This window comes from Sorangium sp. So ce327 (genome assembly GCF_051530205.1).
In the GTDB taxonomy this organism is placed as follows: domain Bacteria; phylum Myxococcota_A; class Polyangia; order Polyangiales; family Polyangiaceae; genus Sorangium; species Sorangium cellulosum_B.
On sequence record NZ_CP150330.1, the window covers coordinates 5498686 to 5521078 of the forward strand.

The following is a 22393-nucleotide window of genomic DNA, read 5'->3' on the forward strand; positions in this document are numbered from 1 at the left end:
CCGAGATACGATGGGCGCATCGACGCCCTTCAAGGAGCACGCGATGTCCGACGCGATCACGACGTCTCAGGCTGAGCCGATCGACGACGAACGGTACCCGGCCTTCCTCGAAGCCATCCGCGCCCGCTTCGGCGAGGTCACCGCCGGCGGCGCGCGCCTCTTCACCACGGATGCCGCCGGCCTCTTCGACGCGTTCCTCGACGGGCTCCGCGCGGATCGGCGCCAGCACTACACATGCAGCGCGTGCCGCCGCTTCGTCGAGCGCTTCGGCGGGCTGGTGAAGGTCGCGCCCGATGGGACCGCGACGTCAATCGCGTGGGCCCCCGATGCAGCGCCGCCGTTCTTCCGGGCCTCCGTCGAGGCCATGGCGCTCCTCGTCGCGCGCGCGAAGGTGACAGGCGTCTTCCTCTCCGACGAGCGCACGTGGGGGATGCCGAGCAACAAGAGCCAGAAGCCGCCCTTCTCCTGGAAGCACATGGCTGTCGCGCCCGGGCGGGAGCTCGTCTTCAAGCCGTCCGCCGTGCAGACCACCTCGCAGGTCGTGGCCGAGAAGCTCCAGGACTACGGCACCCTCTGCCGAGGGCTCGCCGAGTTCCCGCTCGAGGTCGTGAGGCAGGCGCACACCCTCCTGACCACCGGGAACCTCTACCGATCGGAGAAGTGCATCGGCGTGGCGAAGTGGCTTGTCGATCTGCATGAGGCGCGCGCGGCGACGAAGAACCCCGTCGCCCGCGACAACATCACATGGCTCGCCGCGGCGACCGCGCCGGCCGGGTTCTGCCACGTGCGCAGCGGCATGATCGGCACCCTCCTGGAGGATATCCAGGCCGGGCTCGGCTTCGCCGACATCAAGGCGAAGTTCGACGCCAAGATGCACCCGCTCCTCTACCAGCGCCCCCAGGCGGCGCCGAGCGCCGGCAACATCGCGCAGGCCGAGGCCATCGTGCAGAAGCTCGGCTCGGCCGGCGCGCTGGAACGCCGGTTCGCCAGGCTGGAAGACATCCAGGCGCTGTGGAAGCCGAAGGCGGGTGCGCCCCAGCAGGGCGGCGGCGTCTTCGGCCACCTGAAGGCCAAGATCGCCACGGCCGCAGCGTCCGTGGAGCAGCCGCCGGTCGTCATGACCTGGGAGAAGTTCCAGCGGACCGTGCTCGCGGGCGCGGAGCGCATCGAGTTCTTCGTGCCGGAGCAGAACGCGTCGTACGCGGCGCTGGTGACGGCCGCGAACCCTGATTCGCCGCCCATCCTCCAGTGGGATCGCGAAGAAAAGCGGAACCAGGTGAGCTGGTACCTCTACGTCAAGGGCTCGCTGGCGAGCGCGTGGAACCTGAAGGCCGGGCAGTTCCAGGACGTCACGGCGATCGCGCTGCAGCCGACGATGTGGGACGGCCCGGACAAGTACCCGCACCAGGGCCAGTCGGTCTTCTTCCTCCTCGACGGCGCGCGAGACGTGAACCACGAGCGCAGCGGTGGCTTCTTTCCGGAAGACCTGCGAAGCGAGTACCACGGCATCCGCGCCACCATGGAGGCGTACGCGAAGAACGCGACCATCGCGGGAGCCAAGGAGGCGTCAGCCTGCGGCATCAAGCTCCAGAAGAGCGCCGGCAAGTGGGATTACCTCTTCCGCGTCACCACGAAGAACGGGCAGATTACCTACAAGCTCGACCGCTGGGACTGAGGAGCGGGGGCCGGGAGCGCGGACACGCCGCTCGAATCCCTGGTCCGCGCCGCACGGCGCTCGCCGGGCGGCGCATGCGCGCTGGTAGACTGCCGCGGTGGCGAGAGAGCTCATCGACTTCGGCATCGAGCGCAGCCGCCACGAGCACTTCTTCGGTCGAGAGGACGTGCTCGCCGCCATCGATCGCCACCTCGACGGCGCCGGCGCGTCGGGCCGCTGGGTGCTCGTCACGGGCGGGCCCGGCATGGGCAAGAGCGCGATCCTCTCCCGATGGCTCGACGCCGAAGAGCAGCGCGGTCGCGGGGCGCCGCACCACTTCCTCCGGCGCGACGTCATGGACTGGGATCGCCCCGAGGCGGTCGTGCGCTCCCTCTCGGCGCAGATCGAGGCGCTCTTCCCGGCGCAGAAGGACCCCGACGCGCGGCCCGAGAGCCGGCTGATCGAGCTCCTGGCGAAGGTCTCTAAGCACGAGCTCGCCCCCCGCGGAGAGCGCCTGGTGCTCGTCATCGACGGCCTCGACGAGGCGCGGAGCGACGGCGCCGGACAGAACCCGCTGCCGGGCTTCCTGCCGTACGCGCTGCCGCCGCGCGTGCACGCGCTCTGCGCCTCGCGCCCGCAGTACCCGCACCTCGACTGGCTGGAGAGCCGCGGCAACGTGCGGCGCGTCGACCTCGACGCGCCCGCGTGGGCGAGCTCGAACGAGCAGGCCTGCCGCGCGTTCTGGGGCGATCAGGCGCCGCGGTTCACGCCGCGACTCGACCCGAGGCTCGTCGAGGAGGCGGTCGCGCGGGCGGAGGGGAACCTGCTCTATGCGGTGAAGCTCAGGGAATGGCTCGAGGAGCAGCCGATCGCGCAGCGCCGCGTGGAGCGCCTGCCCCGCGGGCTGAGCGGGTTCTTGGAGCAGATCTGGCGCCAGCTCCGGGGCCTGCCGCGCGAGCAGTTCGGGCTGGTCACGAACGGGCTGGGCCTGGTCTGCGCGGCGCGCGAGGCGCTGCCGCTCGAGGAGATCGAGGCGGCGTGGGGATGGCAGGGTATGGAGGCCGGCGAGGACTTCCTCCACGCCGCGCGGGCGCTGCTCCTGGAGGAGCCAGCGTCGTGGCGCGGCGCGCGGGCGTACCGGCCGTACCACGAGGCGTTCCGCGCGTTCGTCGCGGACAAGCTCGGGCCGAAGCGCATGGCCGAGCTGCACCGGCGGCTCCTGGAGACGACGGCGCGGTGGCCGCTCGCAGGAGATGCGAGCGATTTTCAGAGGCGATACGCCGTGCGTCATGCGATCCCGCACGCGCTCACGGCGGGCGAGCAAGAGAAGGCGCGATGGTTCTGCAGGGATCTCGGGCTGCTGGAGGCGCTCTGTCGCGAAGACGGACCTGCAGCGATCGAGGATGCGCTGCGCCTGGCGGCGAGAGTTCTCAACGACGGCGAGCTCGATCTGCTCTACCGGGCGGTGCGGGCCGAGTCGCACTGGCTCCGTGAGTCACCGGAGGCGCTGCCAGAGCTGGTCTACAACCGGCTGCGCTCGGCCGGCTGGGAAGCCCACCGAATCGCGATGGCGGTACGGTTCCCGCGCGGCCTGCCGAAGCTCCGGCTGCGCCATCCGGTGCGGATGTGGACCGGCGAGGAGCGCACGCTCTCCGGTCACGCCGATTGGGTCAATGCATGCGCGATCAGCCCAGATGCCCAGCGCATCGTCTCCGCCTCCGACGACGGTACGCTCAAGGTCTGGGAGCTCTCGACCGGGCGGCTCCTCTCCACGCTCCAGGGTCACGCCAAAGGGGTCAACAAAGGGGTCAAGTCCTGCGCGCTCAGCCCCGATGGCCAGCGAGTCGTCTCCGCCTCAGGAGATGGGACGCTCAAGGTCTGGGAGCTCTCGACCGGGCGGCTCCTCTCCACGCTCCAGGGCCACGTCCACGGGGTCTCTGACTGCGCGATCAGCCCCGACGGTCAGCGCGTCGTCTCCGCCGCCGCCGATTGGACGCTCAAGGTCTGGGACCTCGCAACGGGTCAGCCCCTGGCCAGGCTCCAGGGCCACGCCATGGGGGTCAGGTCCTGCGCGATCAGCCCCGACGGCCAGCGCATCGTCTCCTCCTCCGCCGACAGGACGCTCAAGGTCTGGGAGCTCGCGACCGGACGACTCCTCTCCACCCTCGAAGGTCACTCCGACTGGGTCAACGCCTGTGCCGTCAGTCCCGACGGTCGGCACATCGTCTCCGCCTCCTCCGACAGGACGCTCAAGGTCTGGGACCTCGCAACGGGGCAGCCCGTCGCCACGCTCCACGGCCACGCCAGGGGGGTCAGGTCCTGCGCGATCAGCCCCGACGGCCAGCGCATCGTCTCCGGCGCCGCCGACAGGACGCTCAAGATCTGGGAGCTCGCGACCGGACGACTCCTCTCCACCCTCGAAGGTCACTCCGACTGGATCACTGCCTGTGCCGTCAGCCCCGACGGCCGGCGCGCCATCTCTGCCGCTGGCGACAGGACGCTCAAGGTCTGGGACCTCGCGGCCGGGCAGCTCCTCCCCTCACTCCACGGCCACTCGGGCTGGATTTACGCATGTGCCATCAGCCCCGACGGCCAGCGTGTCGTGTCCGCGTCTGACGACGAGACGCTCAAGGTCTGGGATGTGTCCAGCGGACGGCTCCTCGCTACCCTCGCAGGCCACTCCAGGTGGGTCAGGGGCTGCGCGATCAGCCCCGATGGGCAGCGCATCGTCTCCACGTCCGACGACAGCACGCTCAAGATCTGGGAGCCCGCGACCGGGCAGCTCCTCTCCACCCTCGAAGGCCACGCCCATGGGGTCAACGCCTGCGCGATCAGCCCCGACGGCCAGCGCATCGTCTCCGCGTCCGGCGACACGACGCTGAAGATCTGGGAGCTCGCGACCGGGCAGCTCCTCTCCACCCTCGAAGACCACGCCGATTGGGTCAACGCCTGCGCGATCAGCCCCGATGGGCAGCGCATCGTCTCCGCGTCCGGCGACAGGACGCTGAAGGTCTGGGAGCTCGCGACCGGACGGCTCCTCTCCACCCTCGAAGGCCACGCCAAGTGGGTCAACGCCTGCGCGATCAGCCCCGATGGGCAGCGCGTGGTCTCCGCGTCCCTGGACGGTACGCTCAAGGTCTGGGAGCTCGCGACCGGGCAGCTCCACTTCACCCTCGAAGGCCACGCCGATGGCGTCAACGCATGCGCAGTGAGCTCCGACGGTCAGCACATCATCGCTGCTGGCAACGACGGAAAGCTCAGGTTCTGGGACGCCGCGACAGGAGCACGCGCGGACACAGCGCATGGAATGGGCCCATTTGCGTGCGTGGCCGCGTCGCGCGAGCTCGTCTGCGCCGGTGACGCGAGCGGCAACCTCTGGCTGATCGAGCGCTCCGCATCCACCCCGTCCCGGGACGCCTCCGCGACGCCCAGGCCCACCCGCCTCTTCTTCAGCTACTCCCACAAGGACGAGGCGCTCCGGGACGAGCTCGAGACCCACCTCGCCCTCCTCGAACGCGAGGGCCTCCTCGATAGCTGGCACGACCGCCGCGTCGCCGCGGGCGACGCCTGGGCCGACCGGATCGACAGGAACCTCGAAGAGGCCGATGTGGTCCTCCTCCTCGTCAGCGCCAGCTTCTTGGCCTCGGACTCCTGCATCGACCACGAGATGAGGCGCGCCCTCGAACGCCACGACGCCGGCCAGGCCCGGGTCATCCCGGTCCTTCTCCGGCCGACCGACTGGCACAGCGCGCCCTTCGCCAGGCTCCAGGCGCTGCCGAACAACGGCAAGCCGGTCACCCTCTGGGAGAATCGCGACGAAGCCTGGACCGACGTGGTGAAGGGCATCCGGCGCGCGCTCTCGGAGCTCCGAGCCCGCTTCGGATAAACTCCTCCGGGCCGACTCCCGACATACCCGCCCGCCCTGCCGACCAGCCTCCCGGCCAACTCGCGATATGCCTGCCTGCCGTGCCGAGCAGGCGCCGCACCATATCCGACAGGCTTTGCCCTAGATCCGGGTTGTTGGGCGGGGTTGCGAGGCGAGCGGACGGCTTCTAGAGCGACAAACGGGTTGAAGCCACGAGAAAAAGCAGGAATTTCACAGGGAGGCGGGGAGGCGGGGAGTGAGAGACGGCAAGAGGGAGAAGTTCATTTTCTTTTCTTGTAGAGTAGCCCCCCGGACCGACGGGTCCGGGGGGCCCTCGCCAGATCCGGACAAGGAGATTTCCACCATCCGGCTCTTCCGCCGAGAGGGCTCAGGGGGACGCCCAGAGCTGGACGCGGATCCTCGGCCTGGGCAGCGGGAAATCCCGCAGCAGGGCCTTGAATCGCTCCCAGTTCAGGTACGCACGCTGGCTCCGCCGGCATAGCCACTTGTGCCATGCCCGTTCGGCCTCACGGATCAAGAGCGCGAGGCTCCGGATGTTTCCGTTTACGCCGAAGTAGTTGCAGTGCCCGACGATGCGTCGTGTGAGCGCGGCGTGCTGCTCCTTGACCGGCAAGTGCCGATGGCGTCGGCAAAAGTCGACGACGGCCGTGATGGCCCGTCGGAGGCGCGCCTTGCGTGTCTTCATGCTCGGCATCCATCGACCCGATCGGCTTCGCCGCCAGTAGTGCGTGAAGCCGAGGAAATCGAAGGTCGCCGGCCCCTCGCTCCCAGGTCCCCCGTTGTCCGGGCGGCCGAAGGGCAACAGGCGGGTCTTGTCCGGATGCAGCTTCAGTCCGTACCGCTCGAAACGCCGCGGCAGCACCTCCATCACCCGCTTGGCGTCGTCCTCCCTGTCGAAGCCGATGACGAAATCGTCGGCGTAACGGATCAGGGTGGCCTTGCCCGCGAGCCGCGGTTGGACCTCGCGCTCGATCCACAGGTCGAGCACGTGGTGAAGGTAGACGTTGCCCAGCATCGGCGACAGGACCGAGCCCTGCACCGTCCCGTCCTCCGGCGCCGAAAACTCCGCGCCGTCGAGGACCCCCACATGCAGACACTTGCCGATCAGCCGCAGCAGCGACTTGTCGGCTACCCGGGCCTGGAGCATCTCCATCAGCTTCGTGCGGTCGATGCTGTCGAAGAAGGACTCGATGTCGGCCTCCAGGATCCATTCCACCCCGCCGAGCAGCATCCGGTTCAGAGCTCGCAGCGCGTCGTGCGCGCTGCGACCGGGCCGAAACCCGTACGAGACGTCTCGAAAGACCGGCTCGTAGACGACCTCCAGCACCTCCCGCACCGCGGCCTGGACGATCTTGTCCTCGGTGCACGAGATGCCGATCGGTCGTGTCTTGCCCCGTTCCTTCGGGATGTGCACCCGCCGGATGGGCTGGTGCCGGTAGCGCATCGACTTCATCCGCGCGTGCAGATCGCCGACGTTGCGCTCCAGGTCCTGCCCGTACTGCTCCTTCGTGATGCCATCCACGCCCACCGCAGCGTCCTTACGAAGGCTGCGGTACGCACGCTGCAGCGCTTCTTCGTCGATGAGGTGCGCCAGCGCGAGGAGGACCCCTTCCGGGTCTCGCTCCGCTCTCTCCCTTACCTTCAACAGTCCCGGTGACATGGTGTTCGCCGTCGTGGCAGCGCTCATGGTTCCCTCCTGAAGTTCCTCTCGACACGGGTCCCCTTTGCTTGACGGGCTCCGGTGCCCTCCGTTCGCCCGCGTCCTCGCTCGTATGGGACCCTCCGACTCCCTCGTCTCCTTCGGCTTCGGCTCCGGTTCCCCTTGCTGTGGGCCTACCGCGAGGCGGATGCGCATTTTCCTTGCGGAGCCCGCTGGGGCTCGGCTGCGAGACACGGGCATCCGCGGCGTGTCTCGCCCCGGGGACGGATCACCGGCTCCCCGTCGTACCGGCGTTTCTCGTGGAGAGACGAGGGCCTCCCAGGTGCCTGGGCCGTCCTCTTGCTGCGCGCCGCAGCCAGATACCCCGCCGGGTGCGTCCCCCTCCCGCCCTTGCGAGGTAGGACGCTGTTGCCTTCAGGCGGAAGAACACCCTGGGCACCCGGACGTTGGAGGATTTCGTGGCTGACACGCTGCGGCTCGCTCGCTCGCCTGCCTACGCATCGCCGAGCCCCTCACGGGACCCGTCGCAAGGCTGGCTTCCGGCTGGTCGGGCGTGACCTTGGCCGGGCGGGATTCGCACCCGCTGGACAGCAAACCCGATTTCAGAAGCTACCGCTCACTCCTTTCCTTCGGGACCAGCCTTGCCTGGTCGCACCCTCCCCGTCTCCCTGTGAAAATTCTCCGGGTTTCAACGTGATCGTTGTTCTAGGGGTCATTTTCTTTCGAGCAGGTAGCGCCCCCACCTCGCCTCACAGCGAGAGACTGCCCTGGGATCGACGCCTTGACGCGCAAGGACGGATGCTGTTCGGAGGCTCGCAGTCCAACGTCTCCACACGGCATGGCCGGCGAGCCCGCGGAGCCGATTCCGAGCGCCGATGACGTCTGGGAGCTCTGCTGCGGCCCGGTTCTGCTCGCGCAGGTCCCCCTCAAGAACAACGCGCTGAAGCTGGCCAGGGCGCGGTGACGTGCGCGGGCCCACGCCGGATCATGCGGAGAGGGCAGCTACGATCCCCCGGTACCGCCGGCGTGACGCTGGCCCTTGCGAGCAAACGTGCGGCCGCATGCGGGACATTTCCAGGCCGGCAGGGTCTGACTCCTGCGCGAGCCGGCAATTATCATTTTGCCGAACGGCGCGTCACCCCGCCGGGGACTTCAGCGCTCGTTCGAGGTGCCGCTCGATATGCGGAGAGACTTCGCCCGCGCGCTCGGAAACCAGATCATGCGTGCCGCCCGGGACGACGATCAACTCGGCTCGTGGCAGCAGCTCCGCGAGCCGACGACCCACAGCCACCGGGCTGATCGGATCAGCATCCCCCCAAAGCAGCAACACCGACGTGGAGATTTCATGCAGCCGCGGGGAGAGATCGTCCCGCGCGTCCAAGAACCAGCGTGGCGCACCGGGGTTCCGCTGCTCGAACTGTGGACGCCAATCGACCGCGCCCAACGCACGGACATCAATGCCCCCGGACGTCACGGAAAGAACCATCGCTCGAACACGCTCCGGCCGCGCCATTGCCGCACGCAATGCGATCAGCCCGCCCATCGACTGCGCAAAAAGCACCACCGGGCCGGTGATCTCGTTCACGACGCGCTCGACGAGGTCGGACATCCCACGCACCGCCGGATCTGCAGCTGCCCCACCAAGCCCCGGCCAGCTGAAAAATCTCCGCCGACCTCGGTGCGAGAGGCCGTCACTGACCGGCTTCCACATCGTCGTGTCACCGCCTGCGCCGGGCAGGAAGAGCAATGCTTCTGAGTCTTCGCGGAGGAAGTTGGGCACGCGCTGCTCTAGAGTGACAAACATATTGAAAACCATTTAATTCCGGCAGCTTACGCTGCCTGCTGCAGCAGGCGTTGGGCTGCCTCGAGATTCTGGATCGCTGCTGCGCGCCGGAGGTCGAACAGATTTCTCCTGGCGCCGATGTAGCGTGCAGTGTGGCCCTTCCGTGCCGCGATGTGGGCGAGCGCATGCTCTACAGCCACCCGCTGGCGGAGCACGGCGCGACCTGCCCCCGTCTGCTGCAGCTTCCGGAATTTGCGCTGCAGAGCCTCGTCCTCCGCAATGGACACGGTCCGCCCCCGTCCCGAGGCGGCTTGGGTGCACCTGGCTCGGAGGGGGCACGCGCCGCAATCCTCAGGATCAAACTCGACCGTGTCGCCGGGCTCGAATACCTCGACCTGTCCTGCCGGACAGGTGATCGTCTTGGCGCGCAGGTCGATCTTGAAGTCGCGCTTGCTGAACAGGTTGGGGCTGCGAGCACGCTGTCCCCAAGGCTTCGAGAACACCTGGCCACCGTCGCGGATCACGTCGTCAACGACGGGACTGTTCACATAGGCGCGATCGATGTGGAGCTCGCCGAGGCGCAGCCGTTGACGTTGGATGTCCTTGGCGATCGGTGCGGCCCCCTCTTCTTCGGGGCGATTCGCTGGCGTGACCGCACAGGCGACGATGACGGGAAGGTCCAGGTCGCGTGCGATGTGTTCCTTGTAGCCATCAAACCTCTTCGAGCGGCTCTTTCTTCCGTGGCGCATCTCAGCGTCCTCAATGGAGACACGGCGGTCAGGTGCAACACCTTGACGGATGCGAACGGTCCCATCCTCAGCCGTTTCCAGGTCTTGGTCCCGAACCTGTGTGACCGCATCCATATAGAAGCGGAGCGGCTGCTCGACGACGTCGTCCAGATGGCGGTCCACCCACTGCTGCAGGGACGAGACCTGCCGTTCCAGGATCTGAATCGCCGCCGCCTTCTGTTTCGGGTCGCTCCAATCGAGGTCGAGCCCGGCCTTGATGCTGGGAGCCAGAAGTAGCGGGATGCCCGCCTTGCGACAGATCTCCTCGGGCGGGCGCTCCGTGATCTTCGACACGACGCGGACGATGGTGCGTGCTGCATGGCCGAGCAGGTTGATCGTGTCCTCAACCCGCCCGGCTCCCGCTAAAGGGCGGCTATCGATGGCCACGCGCAGCGCTTTGGACACCGCACGCCTCTCGCTCTCCGTCATCGCGCCCGACCGAACGAGCGCCACGGTCCGCTCCAGCAGCACCCGGTCCATCTCATGCTCGACCATCCGCTCTCGGAACGCCTGCAGCGCGCCCTGCGAAAACGCGGGCGTGGCCGCCCCCAGGCAGCCGAGCACCATCTGCCAGCGAAGGTCGACGATCGACAGCTCCACCGCCTCGGCATCCGATGCGCCGACGTATCCCTGGAGCAGCGTGACCATGCACATCAGCGCCGGCGGATGCGGCGGCTCACCTGCTCCCGTGGTCCGGTACATGCTCTCCAGCTGCTCCTGGAACGTCTCGTCGAATAGCTCGTGCCGGTGCAGCCTGAGAAAGCCGAACAGGGCTCGCACCCGGGTCAACCGTTTCATGAGCGCCTGTTCCTGCCGCGACAGCTCCACCGGCGGCGACCATCGTTCCATCCGTGCACCTCCGGGCGCGGACGAGATCATGGCTCGGCGAGACCGTCGAGCCTTCCATCGAAACGCTCGGGATTATCACAAAATCAAACTGATCGGTCCTCTAGCATTCCTCCATTCCCTTGAACAGCTCGTACCTGTCACGGTCGAAGGCCGCGGAGAGGTGGCGGAGAGCGACGACTCCGGCGGGGCTTTGTCCCCTCGCGGCCTGGGCCTCGTGCTCTCCGCTGACCGAAGCCTCGGCGTCATCGAGCTCCTCATCGGACAGCCGCTATCGCAAACTGCTCACGTTGATCAACCGACTGGCACCTTGACCATTACCCGCCGACGAGCCGCCGCCCAGATCGCGACCTACCCGCTCGCCCCGCCGACGAGCCGCCAGCCATCTCACCACCTCCCCGCCTGCCCCGCTGGCCAGCCCCCGGCCATGTCTCGCCCCCGCCCTCGATCCCCCTCACCGGTACGGCCCACCCCGCCCCTCCCCCCGCATCTGCCGCGCGAGCGCCAGCATGGGACGCAGCACCTCCCGCGCCGCCGCAGGATCCGCGAGCGGCGCCCCGATCACCACCGCGATCGCGCCCGGCGCCACCGCGACCCCCTCCTCCGCATCCGCACCCGCCCCGAGGCGCGCCGCCTGCTCCAGGATCGCCGCTGCGATCCCCTGCTCCGCCGCGTTCCTCGGCCTGGCCGCGCCCTCGATCGGCGGATCCAGCCGCAACGAGACCCGTGTCCTCGCAGGAACGGCCCCCTTGAACAGCGTCTCCAGCTCGAACCGCGCCCCTTCGAGCGTCCCCGAGAGCCGCATCGAACCGGCCCTGAGCGCCCCGTCGCTCTCCTCCGCGAAGCGGCGCCACGCGGGCAGCCACGCCGCCATCGCCGCCGGCGGCGGCAGCGCCGCGCCAGCCTCCGCGAGCGCCTGCGCGAGCGCGTTGACCTGCGCCAGGAACGCGCCGAGCGCCTGCTCATCCGACGCCTCCGCGGCGCTCCACACCCACGCCTCCCTGTCGTCCACGTCGGCCCGATGGAAAGCACGCAGCGCACGCCGGAGCGCAGGCCCGAGCACGGCCCGCACCTGCGCCTCCTCCCGTCCCGCCGCCCGGAAGCGCCGATCGAAGCCCTCGTCCCCCGTCTCCAGCCCATCGAGCTCCAGCACGCGCCGCCACTGCACGTCGAGGCGCAACCCCCAGGGCTCCGCGAACCGCACCGTCGCGCCCAGGCCTGCCCTCAGCCCCTTCACGGCAGAGGCCACCTCGACGGTGCACCCCGCGCGCACGCCGCGGAGCCGGAGCCCCCGTTCCAGCGAGAGCCCCACCCGCCGCCCCGCGCGCGCCCAGACCGCGCGCCAGCGATCCGCGCCGATCCGGGGCCGCTTTCCATCGCGCCCGGTCCGCGGCTCGAACAGGCCGACGATCACCGGCACGCGGTGTCGCACCAGCTCCCCACCCGCCAGGTGCTCGATCGTCACCTCCAGCGCGTACTCCAGGGCAACCTCGCGGAGGCGGAAGGACGGCGCGAGATCGCCCGGCAGAGAGATGCGGAAAGGCACCTCCGTTCCCTCGGCGATCCCTGTGACATCCTGGAAGAACACGTTCGGGCAGCTCTCGTACGAACCGCTGCGCGCGTTCACCTGCTCCACCCCGTTGCCGACCAGCGCGACGCGGAGCCCGAAGGGGTAGCGCCCCGGGAGACCCCCGAAGGCGACGGCCCCCGTCACGATCGCGCCCGGGGTGAGGGTCCGGCCCGGGAGCGACACCTCGACGAAGGCGCCGCGCCCCCGGCGGCTCGCGTCGATGAACGGCCCGTCTTCCGGCCGCTGAGCGGACCTGGGCCGGACGACCACCTCCTGGCTCTCCCGGGCGTCGAGCCACCACGGAATGGAGACGTGCGCTCGGACCTCGCACCGGCACGCCTGGAAGGCGCCGGCGAACGTCGGCGGGAGATCACCAGGCAGCGCGAACGAGACCCGGTAGCGGTGAATCCCCTCGCCGAGCCGCCCCTCCCCGGCCACCTCCTCGCTGAGGAGGAGCAGGTCGCGAACCTCGAAGGTCCCCTCGCCCGGAACCAGCTGCTCGTGCGTGTGCCGCAGGGCCACGCGCACGAAGTTGATGGGCGTCTTCGCGGCGCTTTCGAGCGAGAGCCCGACGTCGAACGCCTCGCCCGGATGAACGACCCTGGGGAGGCGCAGCGTGATGAAAGGGCGGCTCCTCATCGCCGCCTCGCAGTGTAAACGACCTGGCCGACCGCCCTCCGACGGGGCGTAGCACCGCCCGCTCGCTCGCGGTCAGGAGGTCACGCCGCCCGCTCGCTCGCGGTAGGATCGACCGGAGAACGACGGCGCAGGCCACCCCGGCGGCGCAGCGGCGCGGGCGCGCGGACCGCGCAGCGCTCCTCGCCTGGAGCGGCGAGCGCGCTCGGCTACTCCGCCGCCTCGCCCAGCCACGCCCGCGCGAGCTCGAGCGTGCGCGCGTTGTCCACGGCCCGCTCCAGGAAGTGCGCCCGGAACGCGCCGTCGCTGATCTTCTCGGCGCGCGCGAGCAGGCGATCGCGCGCCTCGGCGATCGCCTGCGCGGCCTCGGCGCCGCGCCCACAGACCGACAGCGCCTCGGCGTAGACCAGGCGCACCACCGACTCGCCCTCCTCCACGCCCACCTCGTCGAGCAGCGCGCGCGCACGCTCGGCGGCGGCGAGCGCGTCGCCAGGGCTGCCGAGGTGGAGCAGCGCGCGCCCGAGCACCGCGACGGCGTAGGCGCGCATCGGCGGGGCCCGCTCGAGGATCGCGTCCGCGGCCCGCGCCTCGCGCGCCGCCGCCTCGGGATCGCCCGCGAGGAGCAGGATGCTCGCGAGGTAGACGCGCGCGCAGCCCTCCATCCGCACGTCGCCGTGGCGCTCCAGCATCGCGCACGCGGTCTCCTCGACCGATCTCGCCTCGTCGAGCCGGCCTCGGTAGGAGAGCACCAGGCCGAGGTTCTGGAGGACGTACGCCGTGGTGCCGCGCAGCTCCATGCGCTCCGACTCGGCGAGCGCCTGCCTCAGCGCCGCCTCGGCCGCCTCGAGCTGGCCCACCTGGCCGTACGAGTAGCCGAGGTTCATGCGCGCCATGCACGCCCGCCGCACGTCGCCGGCCTGCTCGAACGCCGCGAGCGCCGCCGCGATGCCCGCGAGGCTCGCGCCGGGGTCCCCGCCCGCGTGCGCGCGGATCGCGCGCGCCTCGTGGAGGTTCGCCACGGCCTCGAGATCCGGCGCCGGGGCGCCCTCGATCGCGCGCTCCGCGCCCTCGAGCAGCGCGTCGGCCAGCGCATAGCGGCCGCCGAAGATCAACATGAGCGCGGCGGAGCTCAGGCAGGCGCTCTTGGCGGAGCTCCCGTCCTCGAGGGGCGCAGGCGTGTCCCGCGCGACGGCGGCCCAGCGCTCGACGCGCTCGAGGCCGCCCGTGGCGCCCGCGGCGATGATGATCCGGGTCAGCGCCGCGAACCAGGCGGCGGATCCCTCCGCGAGGTGCTCCGCGGAGGCCGCGGCGCGCTCCTCGGCGAGCGCGAGATCGCCGCGCCAGAAGTGCGCCTGGCTCTCGAGCAGGCGGAGCTCGCCCACGGTGGCGGGCGCCGGATCACACGCGACGCCGCGCGCCGCGCGCGCCAGCACCGCGCCGAGGTCGTTGCCCCGCAGCGCCTGCCGCGCGGCCGCGAGGTACGCCGTGGCCGCGCGCGCGGGCTCGCCGCCGCGCTCGAAGTGCTCGGCGAGCGCCATGGGATCGGCCTCGCCGCGCTGCGCGAGGAAGCCGCCCGCGAGCGCGTGGCCGAGCCGCCGATCGCCCTCGGTCAGCATGCCGTAGGCGGCCTCGCGGATGAGCGCGTGGCGGAACCGGAGCGCGGCGTCGCCGGCCGGGCTCCGCGGCCCGATCCGCACGATCGCCTCGTGCCGCACGAGCTCGTCGACCTCGCGCGCGACCTCCGACCGGCCCACGAGCGCGGCGACCGCCGCCTCGGTGAACGCCTCGCCGAAGACGCTCGCGGCGCGCAGCACGCGGCGCGCCTCCGGGTCGAGCGCGTCGAGCCCGGCCTGCACCATCGCGAGCACCGTCTCCGGCGGCGCCGCGGTCCGGCCGCGGGCGGCGGCGCGGATCTGCTCCTCCAGATAAAACACGTTGCCGTCGGCGCGCTCGACGAGCGTCCTCACGAGCTCCGCGCTCGCCCGGGCGCCGAGCGCCTCCCGCACGAGCCGCTCTCCGCCCGACGGCGCGAGCGGAGAGAGGCGGACCTCCCGGACGAGGTGAGGCCCCCAGAGCCCCGGGAAGAGCTCGTGCACGCCGGGCCGCGCCAGCGCGAGCACCGCGAACCGCCTGCCCTTCAGGTTGCGCAGCGCGGCCTCGACGAGCGTCACGGTCGGCAGATCGCCCCAGTGCAGGTCGTCGAGCACGAGGAGCACCGGCTGCGCGGCGCACTCGGCGTCGAGGAAATCCTCCCACGCGAGGCGCAGCTGGTCGCTCATCAGGAGCGGGTGCCGCCGCGCCACCCTGAGCTGCACGTCGTCGTCGTCCGGGAACGGCGCGCCCGCGAGCTCGCCGAGGAACGGCGCGACGCGCGCGGCCGCCGCGGCGCCGCAGCGGCGCTCGACGCGCGCGCGGATCTTGCGCCGCTTCGAGTCGATCGGCTCGCCGTCGCGCAGGCCGAGCCCGCGGCGGAGCGCGCGCTGGAGCAGGCCGAAGGCGGAGCCGGCGCTCATCGGGTCCGCCTGGCCGAGCCACACCGCGAGGGGCTCGCTGCGCGACCGGAGCGCGCGGACGAGCTCGTAGCAGAGGCGCGATTTGCCCGACCCCACCGCGCCCGTCACGAGCACCGCGCCCGGGGCCGCCCCGCGGACGCAGGCGTCGATCTCGGCCTCGATCAGCCCGAGCTCGCGCTCGCGCCCGACGTAGGGCGCCGGCCGGCCGAGGAGCGAGGGCTGCGTCTCGGGCTCCTCGCGCGCGCCGTGGAGCCAGCACCCCGACGCGTCCCGGGTGGCGTCGAACCGCGCGCCGAGCAAGCCCGCGGTCGTGTCGTCGATGCGGATCGCCGCCGGATGAAGGGGCTCTCGACTGCCCTGGACGAGCTGCACGAGGCGATCGATCACCGCGCCGACCGGCAGTCGCGCGGCGACCTCGGCCCGACCGATGACGAGCGAGAGGCGGGCGCCGCCGAGCAGCTCCCTGAGCGAGAGGGCGCAGCGGGCCGCCTGCGCCGCGAGGTCGGTGGGCGCGGCCGATCCCGAGAGCGTCACGAGCAGCCACCGCGCCTCCAGGAGCTCGATCCGGCCGCGGTGGCGCTCGACGATCTCGCGGATCGCCCGCGCCCTCGCCTCGTCCTCGACGTCGGAGAGCGTCGCCTCCGCGTCGGCCTGGCCCTCCCGGGCGAGCAGGAGGCACATGACCTTCCGCTCGCTGGTCGTGATCTCGCGGCCGCGCTGCCCCGGCGGGTGGGACGACGGGGGCTGCAGCGACGGCGGGCCCGCGTCGAGGCGTGAATCCAGCGCCTCCGAGGCGAGCGCCGCCGCGACGACGCCCGCGTCGCGCGGCCGGGACTCCCGCGCCTTCGACAGCATCCGCGCGACGAGCCGATCGAGCCAGGCCGGGACGTCGTCGCGGAGCTCCCTGAGCCGCGGCGGCTCCTCGAGGAGGACCTTCATGAGGACCGAGAGCGGGTCGCTGCCGCCGAACGCGGCGCGCCCGGTGAGGCACTCGAAGAGCACGCTGCCGAGCGCGAACACGTCGGCGCGCGCGTCGATCTGCGGCTCGCCGCGGGCCTGCTCCGGGGCCATGTACTGGGGCGTGCCGCGGATGTCGCCGAGCGTCGGGAACTCCTCCTCGTCATCCCCGGAGAAGCGCGCGACGCCGAAGTCGATGAGCCGGACGCGCTGGAGGTCGCCGCCCTCGAGGATGAGGTTGCCCGGCTTCACGTCGCAGTGCACGAACCCCAGCTGGTGGACGGCGGCGAGCGTCTCGGCGATGCGCGCGGCGAGCGTGAGGCCCTCGGCGAGCGTGAGCGCGCCGCGATCGAGCCGCTCCGAGAGGGTCTCGCCATCGAGCCACTCCATCGCGAGGTAGAGCCGGCCGCCGCCCGTCGCTCCGTGCGCAACGTAACGGGCGACGCCGGGGATCGCGAGCGTCGCGAGGGCGAGGTGCTCGCGCGCGAGGGCGCTCAGCGACGCGGTCGCGGCGGTCTGGAGGAGCTTGAGCGCGACGAGCTCGCCGGACCGGAGGTCGCGCGCGCGGTACACGCGCGCCGTCGCGCCCGAGGCGGCGTGCTCCTCGATCTCGAACCGGTCGTCGACGACCTCTCCTGCCTGCATCGAGCTGACGCGCTCCTGGCGGGCGCTCTGCCGCTATTGCACAGCGTGCCAGCGGCGCGCGCCGTCCGTCCACTGTCACTTCGCTCGACGCCGCGCGGCGTGCGCGCCGGCTCACCGCGGCCGATCCCCTGGCCGAGCCACCCCGCAGGGACCCATGTCGCGGCGCAGGCGCTCGCGTCGGCGCGTCGCACACGCTGGCGCACCGGCGCGCCTCGCCGGCTCACCTACCTGTCGCGCTGCGCGCCCGCGTCAGGGGGCGCTTGGCCTGCCTCTGCGTCGCCTGCGCGCCGCCGCAGCACGACGTAGCGGAGGTGCGGGAGGCCGCTCACCGCCACGGGAGCGAACGCCTCGCCAGCGCCGGGCAGGAGCGCGACGCGCTGCTCCACCCCGCGCGCGAACCGCGACGCCGGCCACGGCGACGCGGGCGCCTCGCCCTCGGCGAGCAGCAGCACCAGCGCGTCCACCCGGCGCGCGTCCAGCAGCGCCCCGGGGATCCGCTTCGTTGTGTGCCCGCCGGGCAGCGCCGCGATCGCCGGATCCGTGACGCCCGCGAGATCGACGAGGGTCGCGCCCGTCGCCGCCCCGAGCCAGCCGATGTCGAGCGCCGCGACGACCTCCGCCCCGGCGAGCGCGCCGCGGAGCTCCTCGACGATGCGCAGCCGGTCGCTGCCCACCCGCGCGGCGATCGGCCCGACCCGGACCATCACGAAGAGCTCCCCCGCGAGCGCGAGCGCGAGCCGGAGCGCCGTGGCGCGCGCATCCGCCACCGAGGCGACGTGGGCCGCCGCGAGCACCACGGCGGGCAGCGCCGGGACGACGAGCCGCGAGAGCGGCATCCAGTCGCCGCCCGCCGCCGCGACCGCGAGGAAGTGCACAGCGACCGCCGCGAGCAGCCCGCGCGGCCACGCGGGGAGCGCGCGCCACGCGGCCGGCGCGATCAGCGCCGCAGGCCCGGTCAGGAGGAAACACGCGAGCGCGTACCGGGCCCCGAGCGCCGCGTCCGGCGCCTTCGCGAGCGCGGCGAGCGGCGCGGCCCGCCCGAAGATCGAGAGGCGCGCCAGGGCCACGGCGACGAAGGGGAGGCCCGCGAGCGCGAGCGCGGCGAGCGCTCGCGCCCACGCGGGCCGCGGCGGCGCGCCCCCCGCGGCGTCGCGGCGCGGAGCCGCCTGGGCCGAGAGCGCGACGACGAGCGCGAACGGCAGGAGCTCCGGCCGGAGCGCCGCCGCGGCCCCGGCGCAGGCCGCGCCGGCGAGCGTGCGGCCGAGCGTCGGTAACGCGACGGCGAGCGCCCCGAGCGCCGCGACGACGCCCGTCTCCATGCCCGCCACGCTCCAGGCGGCGAGCGGCGCCGACGCCGGCACGAGCGCGAGCGCCGCGAACCGGATGGGACGATCGGACGCCCGATCGATCGCGAGCGCCAGGACGCCGGCGGCGAGCGTCCACGCGAGGGCGCCGAGCGCCTTCGCGGCCGCGAGCGCGGCGAGCGGCCCGCCGGCCGCGAACGGCGCCAGCACGAACGCCCACCCGAGCGGCGTCACGCCGTCGGTCACCGGGCCGGCCGCGTTGAAGCGGTAGCCCAGCCCCCGGGCGAGGTGGTGCGCATAACGCGCCGTGATCAGGGCGTCGTCGACCGTGAACCCCGAGAGCGCGAGCGCCGGGAGCAGCGCCGAGAGCGCGCCGGCGAGCGCAACGAGCACCGAACGCTCCCGCCCCGTCACGCCGCCCGTGCGTCCGCGCGGCACGCCGATGGACACGAGGCGCTGACGCCCGCGCTGGACCGGAGCCCACGCCGCTCCGCGCGATCTCCATCGAGGACGCACGGGCAGCGGAGCAAGCGCTCAGGGTGTACGGCGATCAGCACGCAGCGATCCTGTGACAGGCGCACGAAGGACGCAATTGCGCTCGTCTGCTCGCAATCGTGCGAGCAGGCGAGATGCGAGACGCGACCACGCGGACACGTGCGCGCGAACGTCGCGAACACCTGGGCTCGCCGCGGCGCGCACGCCTCGGACAACGGCGGCGGCGCTGCGCCTCGTGGCAGCCATGCGCCCTCGTGGACGGTATAGTTCCCCGCATGGCACTTCCTGCCGCGCTCCTGGCCGCCGTCGAGCGGCATTCGTGTTTTACCGGCTGCTATCGCAGCGAATCGGAAGTCCAGGTCTGCATCGATCCCGCGCAGGCGCTCGTGCCGACGGTGCCTGTCTGTTGCAGCGATTGCCTGAACTTCCACCCGGCGGCGCTCGTGAGCCTCTTGCCCCTCGGCATGACGTCGTACGCGCTCGCGAACGCGCTGACGACCCACGTGCGCTCGCTGCGCGGGTACAAGTGGGCGACCGGCGGCTACCACACCGCGGGCACCGGCTTCTGGCTCAACGCCGCCTACTACGGCAATGGCCTCTTCCTGGTCGACGCCGCGCGCAACCGCAACGCGAGGACGGACGTCGACATGCTGATCGAGGCCTTCCAGCACGGGATCGTCCAGCCGGAGGACCCGCGCATGCTCGATCCGGCGCTCTACACGATCGAGCTCGCCTACATCAACATGTCGCGACCCATCCTGCCGGTCCGCAGCAAGCAGGATCTCCTGACGTCGCCGCAGCGCAGCGCCACGCCGAGGCAGGGGTTCTCGCGCGTGTCGATCGTGGAGTTCCAGCCGCTCGCCGTCGCGGGGACGTCCCCCTCCGCGCAGCCGGCGAAGCCGGCGCCGCAGCCCCGCGAGCTCAAGCTCGGCGATACGTGCCCGACGTGCGGCGCCGCGGTGATGGAGCGACCGCTGTTCTCGGGTACGTTCGTGGGCTGCCTCTGCTGAGGGCGCGCCGCGGGCCACGCCGGCGACAGGCTCACGGCGGCGTGGTCGCGCGCCACGCGGTCTCTCCGGTCGCCGGGTCGATCGCGCGCAGCGCAGCGCCGCTCACCGCGGCGCCGCTGATGACGTAGACGTAGGGGCCGGACGCCTTCGCCGCCGTGAGCCGGTCGCCGAGGTAGGCCGCGGCGCGCTCGTACCGCGCGGCCCCGGACACCGGATCGAGGGCGATGATCCGCGGCTCGGTGCCGTTCACCACGTCGACGCCGACGACGACGGCGGCGCCGCCGCTCGCGACGAGGAACAGGTCGGGCCGCCCGCCGGAGAGCGGCGCGCGCGCGGCGAGCTCCTTCTTCCAGAGCGACTCGCTGCCGCGCCGCCCCTCGGCGGTGAGCCGCGGCGGGCCCCCGGCCGGCGCTGTGAGCACGACCTCCACGCCGCCGGCCTGGACCACCTGGGGGTTCTTCTTGCGCTCCCAGAAGTGCCCCGTGATCGCCGACGGCTGCGGCGCCGTCGGGCAGTCGTCCGCCGCGCCCCCTTCGAGCTTGATCCCGGTCGCCGTGCCGTCCTTCATCACCACGGTCGCGCAGCCGTCGCCCCCCGCGATCTCGTCGGGGACCCCGGGGAGGTTCGCCACCCAGCGCTCCTTGCCGGTGCGGGCGTCGAGCGCGCGCAGCGCGGCGTCGCCCCCGCCCGCGAGCACCGTGTTCGCGTCCGCGCAGGCGAGCGCGTCCGGCTCCTCGATCTCCAGCGACGCCCAGATCCCCTGCCCGCTGCGCCCGTCGACGGCCACCACGCGCCCGCGGGTCTTGCCGTCCTGCCACAGCACCGGGTCGGGCGCGTCGTCGCCGTTCGCGTCCACGAAGCAGAGGGCGTCGAGCTGGGTGGAGAGCGGGCGCGCGCGCGGCGCGGGCTCCTGCGGCGGGTCGACGCGCGCGAAGAACATCACCGCGAAGCCGATCCCGACCACGGCCATCGCCGCGGCGAGGAGCACCTTCGTCGCCCGGGATGGCCCAGGCGCGGGCGCAGCCCGCGGTGCGGCCGCGCCTGCGACGCCGGGGGCGTCAGCGCCGCAGCGCGGGCATGCGATCCCATCACGACTTGCCTCCAGCGAGGCACCACAGCTCCTGCAGGGCCGCATCCGGACAGTCTATCGCCGCCGGGTACCCGTGATCGAGAGCCACCGTGCGCGGCCCGCCGGACCGGGGACTCGCCTCCGCTACTTCGCCCAGAGCACCGAGAGATCGAGCTCGATGGCCTCGAAGGGCACGACCCGGACCCGCGCCGCGTCTCGGTGGACGGGGCCGGGCTCCCAACCCCTGCCCGCGACGAGCGAGAAGACCTCGAGGGTGCGCCGGATCGGATCGACGAGCCACGCGTGGAGCACGCCTTCGCGCGCATAGAGGGGCATCTTCTCCCTGCGATCGACGTCCTCGGTCGACGGGCTCAGGACCTCGCAGATCCAGTCGGGAGCGAGCGGGAAGAAGGCCGTCTCGGGCAGCTCGGGCATGCGCTCGATCCGCCAGCCGGCGAGGTCGGGCACGAGCGCGTCGAACTCACCAGCCGTGTGCGGGTCGGGGAAGTGCAGCTCAGGCTCGACCAGGATGGTCCAGCCGCCGGGCCCGCCTTCGCCCAGGTCGAAGGGGCCGGACAGCTTCCCCCCAAGCCTGGACGCGGCTCGCGCATGCCGCGGCGCCGGCCTGGGGAACACGTGCAGGGTGCCGCGGACGAGCTCCGCCACCTTGTTCGACGGGACGGCTTCGAGGTCGGCGTACGTGGCGCGCGGCTGCTTCTCGGCGGGCTGGCCCATGTCCGGAGCCTGCCTGGGCGCCCAGGGAGAGGCAAGGCGCGTGGCGCGCCGAACCTGGACGCTCGCGCGGCGCCGCGCGCCTGCCCCTCCCCGGCGCGCGTGGCGCGCGCCTGCCCCTCCCCGTTACGGCTTCGGGATCCTCAACGTGCCGCTGACCATCGCGCTGCCGCTCACGACATAGACCAGGCTGAGCGGGTGGAACGCCCAGGGGCCGAGCGCGATGGACCCGAGCCAGAGCTGCTCGTGCACGCGCTCCTTGGCGAAGAGCACCCCGAAGAGCAGCACGATGAGCAGGCTCGTGGGGATCGGCGTTCCCTCGTAGTAACGCACCTTTCCGCGCTCGTCCGACAGCTCGGCCGCCGTCACGTTGTACCGCGCGAGGCGGCTGATCCCGCAGGCGACGAAGTAGACGAGGGCGGCGGCGTCCCACGGCCCGCGCAGGCCGAGCGCGTAGCCGAGCACCGCGGGCGCGACGCCGAACGAGACCACGTCGGCGAGGGAGTCGAGATCGGCCCCGAGCGGCGAGTGCTTGCGACGCCAGCGCGCGATCGTGCCGTCGAGGACGTCGCACGCCAGCGCGAACGGCAGGAGCCCGAAGGCCACCCAAATATAGATGCGCTCGCGCTCGGCCACGTAGTTCAGGCAAAGCAGGATGCTCAGCGTGCCGCTCGCCGCGTTCGCCAGCGTGACGAAGTCGGCGAGCGCGAACGACCGGAGCATCGAGAAATGGGGCGGTCTCTCGGCAGGCATGGCGCTCGGGGAGCGCAGTGTCGCACGTCCGGTTCGATTGCCAACCATTCTGCGCGGCGCGCGTCGCCGTTCGCAGCGCATCCTCGCGTCGC

General features: G+C 72.0%; 13 protein-coding genes. 4 read left to right on the forward strand and 9 right to left on the reverse strand.

Annotation, left to right across the window (positions count from 1 at the left end):
- The first annotated feature begins 43 nt into the window (after positions 1-43).
- Entirely contained in the window at positions 44-1675 is a 1632-nt protein-coding gene (locus WME95_RS20565; protein ID WP_437910084.1) for a hypothetical protein, read from the forward strand.
- A 97-nt stretch (positions 1676-1772) separates the two neighbouring features.
- The gene (locus WME95_RS20570) at positions 1773-5540 is read left to right on the forward strand and encodes a beta-propeller domain-containing protein (protein WP_437910086.1); all 3768 of its coding nucleotides are present in this window, start codon (positions 1773-1775) and stop codon (positions 5538-5540) included.
- A gap of 367 nt (positions 5541-5907) precedes the next feature.
- On the opposite strand, the gene ltrA is transcribed toward WME95_RS20570, so the two are convergent.
- Positions 5908-7227, reverse strand: coding sequence for a group II intron reverse transcriptase/maturase (ltrA, locus tag WME95_RS20575; protein ID WP_437909970.1), 1320 nt, complete (start codon positions 7225-7227; stop codon positions 5908-5910).
- 811 nt (positions 7228-8038) lie between these two features.
- Here ltrA and WME95_RS20580 point away from each other — a divergent pair.
- Positions 8039-8164 (forward strand): hypothetical protein, encoded by a 126-nt coding sequence (locus WME95_RS20580; protein WP_437909972.1) that lies wholly within the window; start codon positions 8039-8041, stop codon positions 8162-8164.
- Between the two features lie 171 nt (positions 8165-8335).
- Here WME95_RS20580 and WME95_RS20585 read toward each other — a convergent pair whose 3' ends face one another.
- The 5 genes from WME95_RS20585 to WME95_RS20605 all read right to left on the reverse strand — a co-directional run bounded on the left by WME95_RS20585 (position 8336) and on the right by WME95_RS20605 (position 18635).
- A complete protein-coding gene (locus tag WME95_RS20585) occupies positions 8336-8980 on the reverse strand; it encodes an alpha/beta fold hydrolase (RefSeq protein WP_437909973.1) in 645 nt (214 codons plus the stop codon).
- A gap of 50 nt (positions 8981-9030) precedes the next feature.
- Positions 9031-10620: an IS1182 family transposase gene (locus WME95_RS20590; RefSeq protein ID WP_437905279.1), complete on the reverse strand. Its 1590-nt coding sequence runs from the start codon at positions 10618-10620 to the stop codon at positions 9031-9033.
- A gap of 451 nt (positions 10621-11071) precedes the next feature.
- Positions 11072-12826, reverse strand: a complete 1755-nt coding sequence (locus WME95_RS20595; protein WP_437910088.1) for a hypothetical protein — start codon at positions 12824-12826, stop codon at positions 11072-11074.
- 206 nt (positions 12827-13032) lie between these two features.
- Complete coding sequence (locus WME95_RS20600) at positions 13033-16938, reverse strand: serine/threonine-protein kinase (protein ID WP_437910090.1); 3906 nt, start codon at positions 16936-16938, stop codon at positions 13033-13035.
- Between the two features lie 224 nt (positions 16939-17162).
- Entirely contained in the window at positions 17163-18635 is a 1473-nt protein-coding gene (locus WME95_RS20605) for a hypothetical protein (RefSeq protein WP_437910092.1), read from the reverse strand.
- Between the two features lie 377 nt (positions 18636-19012).
- Between WME95_RS20605 and WME95_RS20610 the strand changes: the two genes are divergently transcribed.
- Positions 19013-19747, forward strand: coding sequence for a hypothetical protein (locus WME95_RS20610; protein ID WP_437553977.1), 735 nt, complete (start codon positions 19013-19015; stop codon positions 19745-19747).
- A 31-nt stretch (positions 19748-19778) separates the two neighbouring features.
- On the opposite strand, the gene WME95_RS20615 is transcribed toward WME95_RS20610, so the two are convergent.
- The 3 genes from WME95_RS20615 to WME95_RS20625 form a co-directional block, all read right to left on the reverse strand.
- Positions 19779-20735, reverse strand: coding sequence for an outer membrane protein assembly factor BamB family protein (locus WME95_RS20615; protein ID WP_437553979.1), 957 nt, complete (start codon positions 20733-20735; stop codon positions 19779-19781).
- Between the two features lie 225 nt (positions 20736-20960).
- Positions 20961-21551 carry a Uma2 family endonuclease gene (locus WME95_RS20620; RefSeq protein ID WP_437553981.1) on the reverse strand — a complete coding sequence of 197 codons (591 nt, stop codon included), beginning with the start codon at positions 21549-21551 and terminating at the stop codon, positions 20961-20963.
- 123 nt (positions 21552-21674) lie between these two features.
- Entirely contained in the window at positions 21675-22301 is a 627-nt protein-coding gene (locus tag WME95_RS20625; protein WP_044965217.1) for a CDP-alcohol phosphatidyltransferase family protein, read from the reverse strand.
- Positions 22302-22393 lie beyond the last annotated feature (92 nt).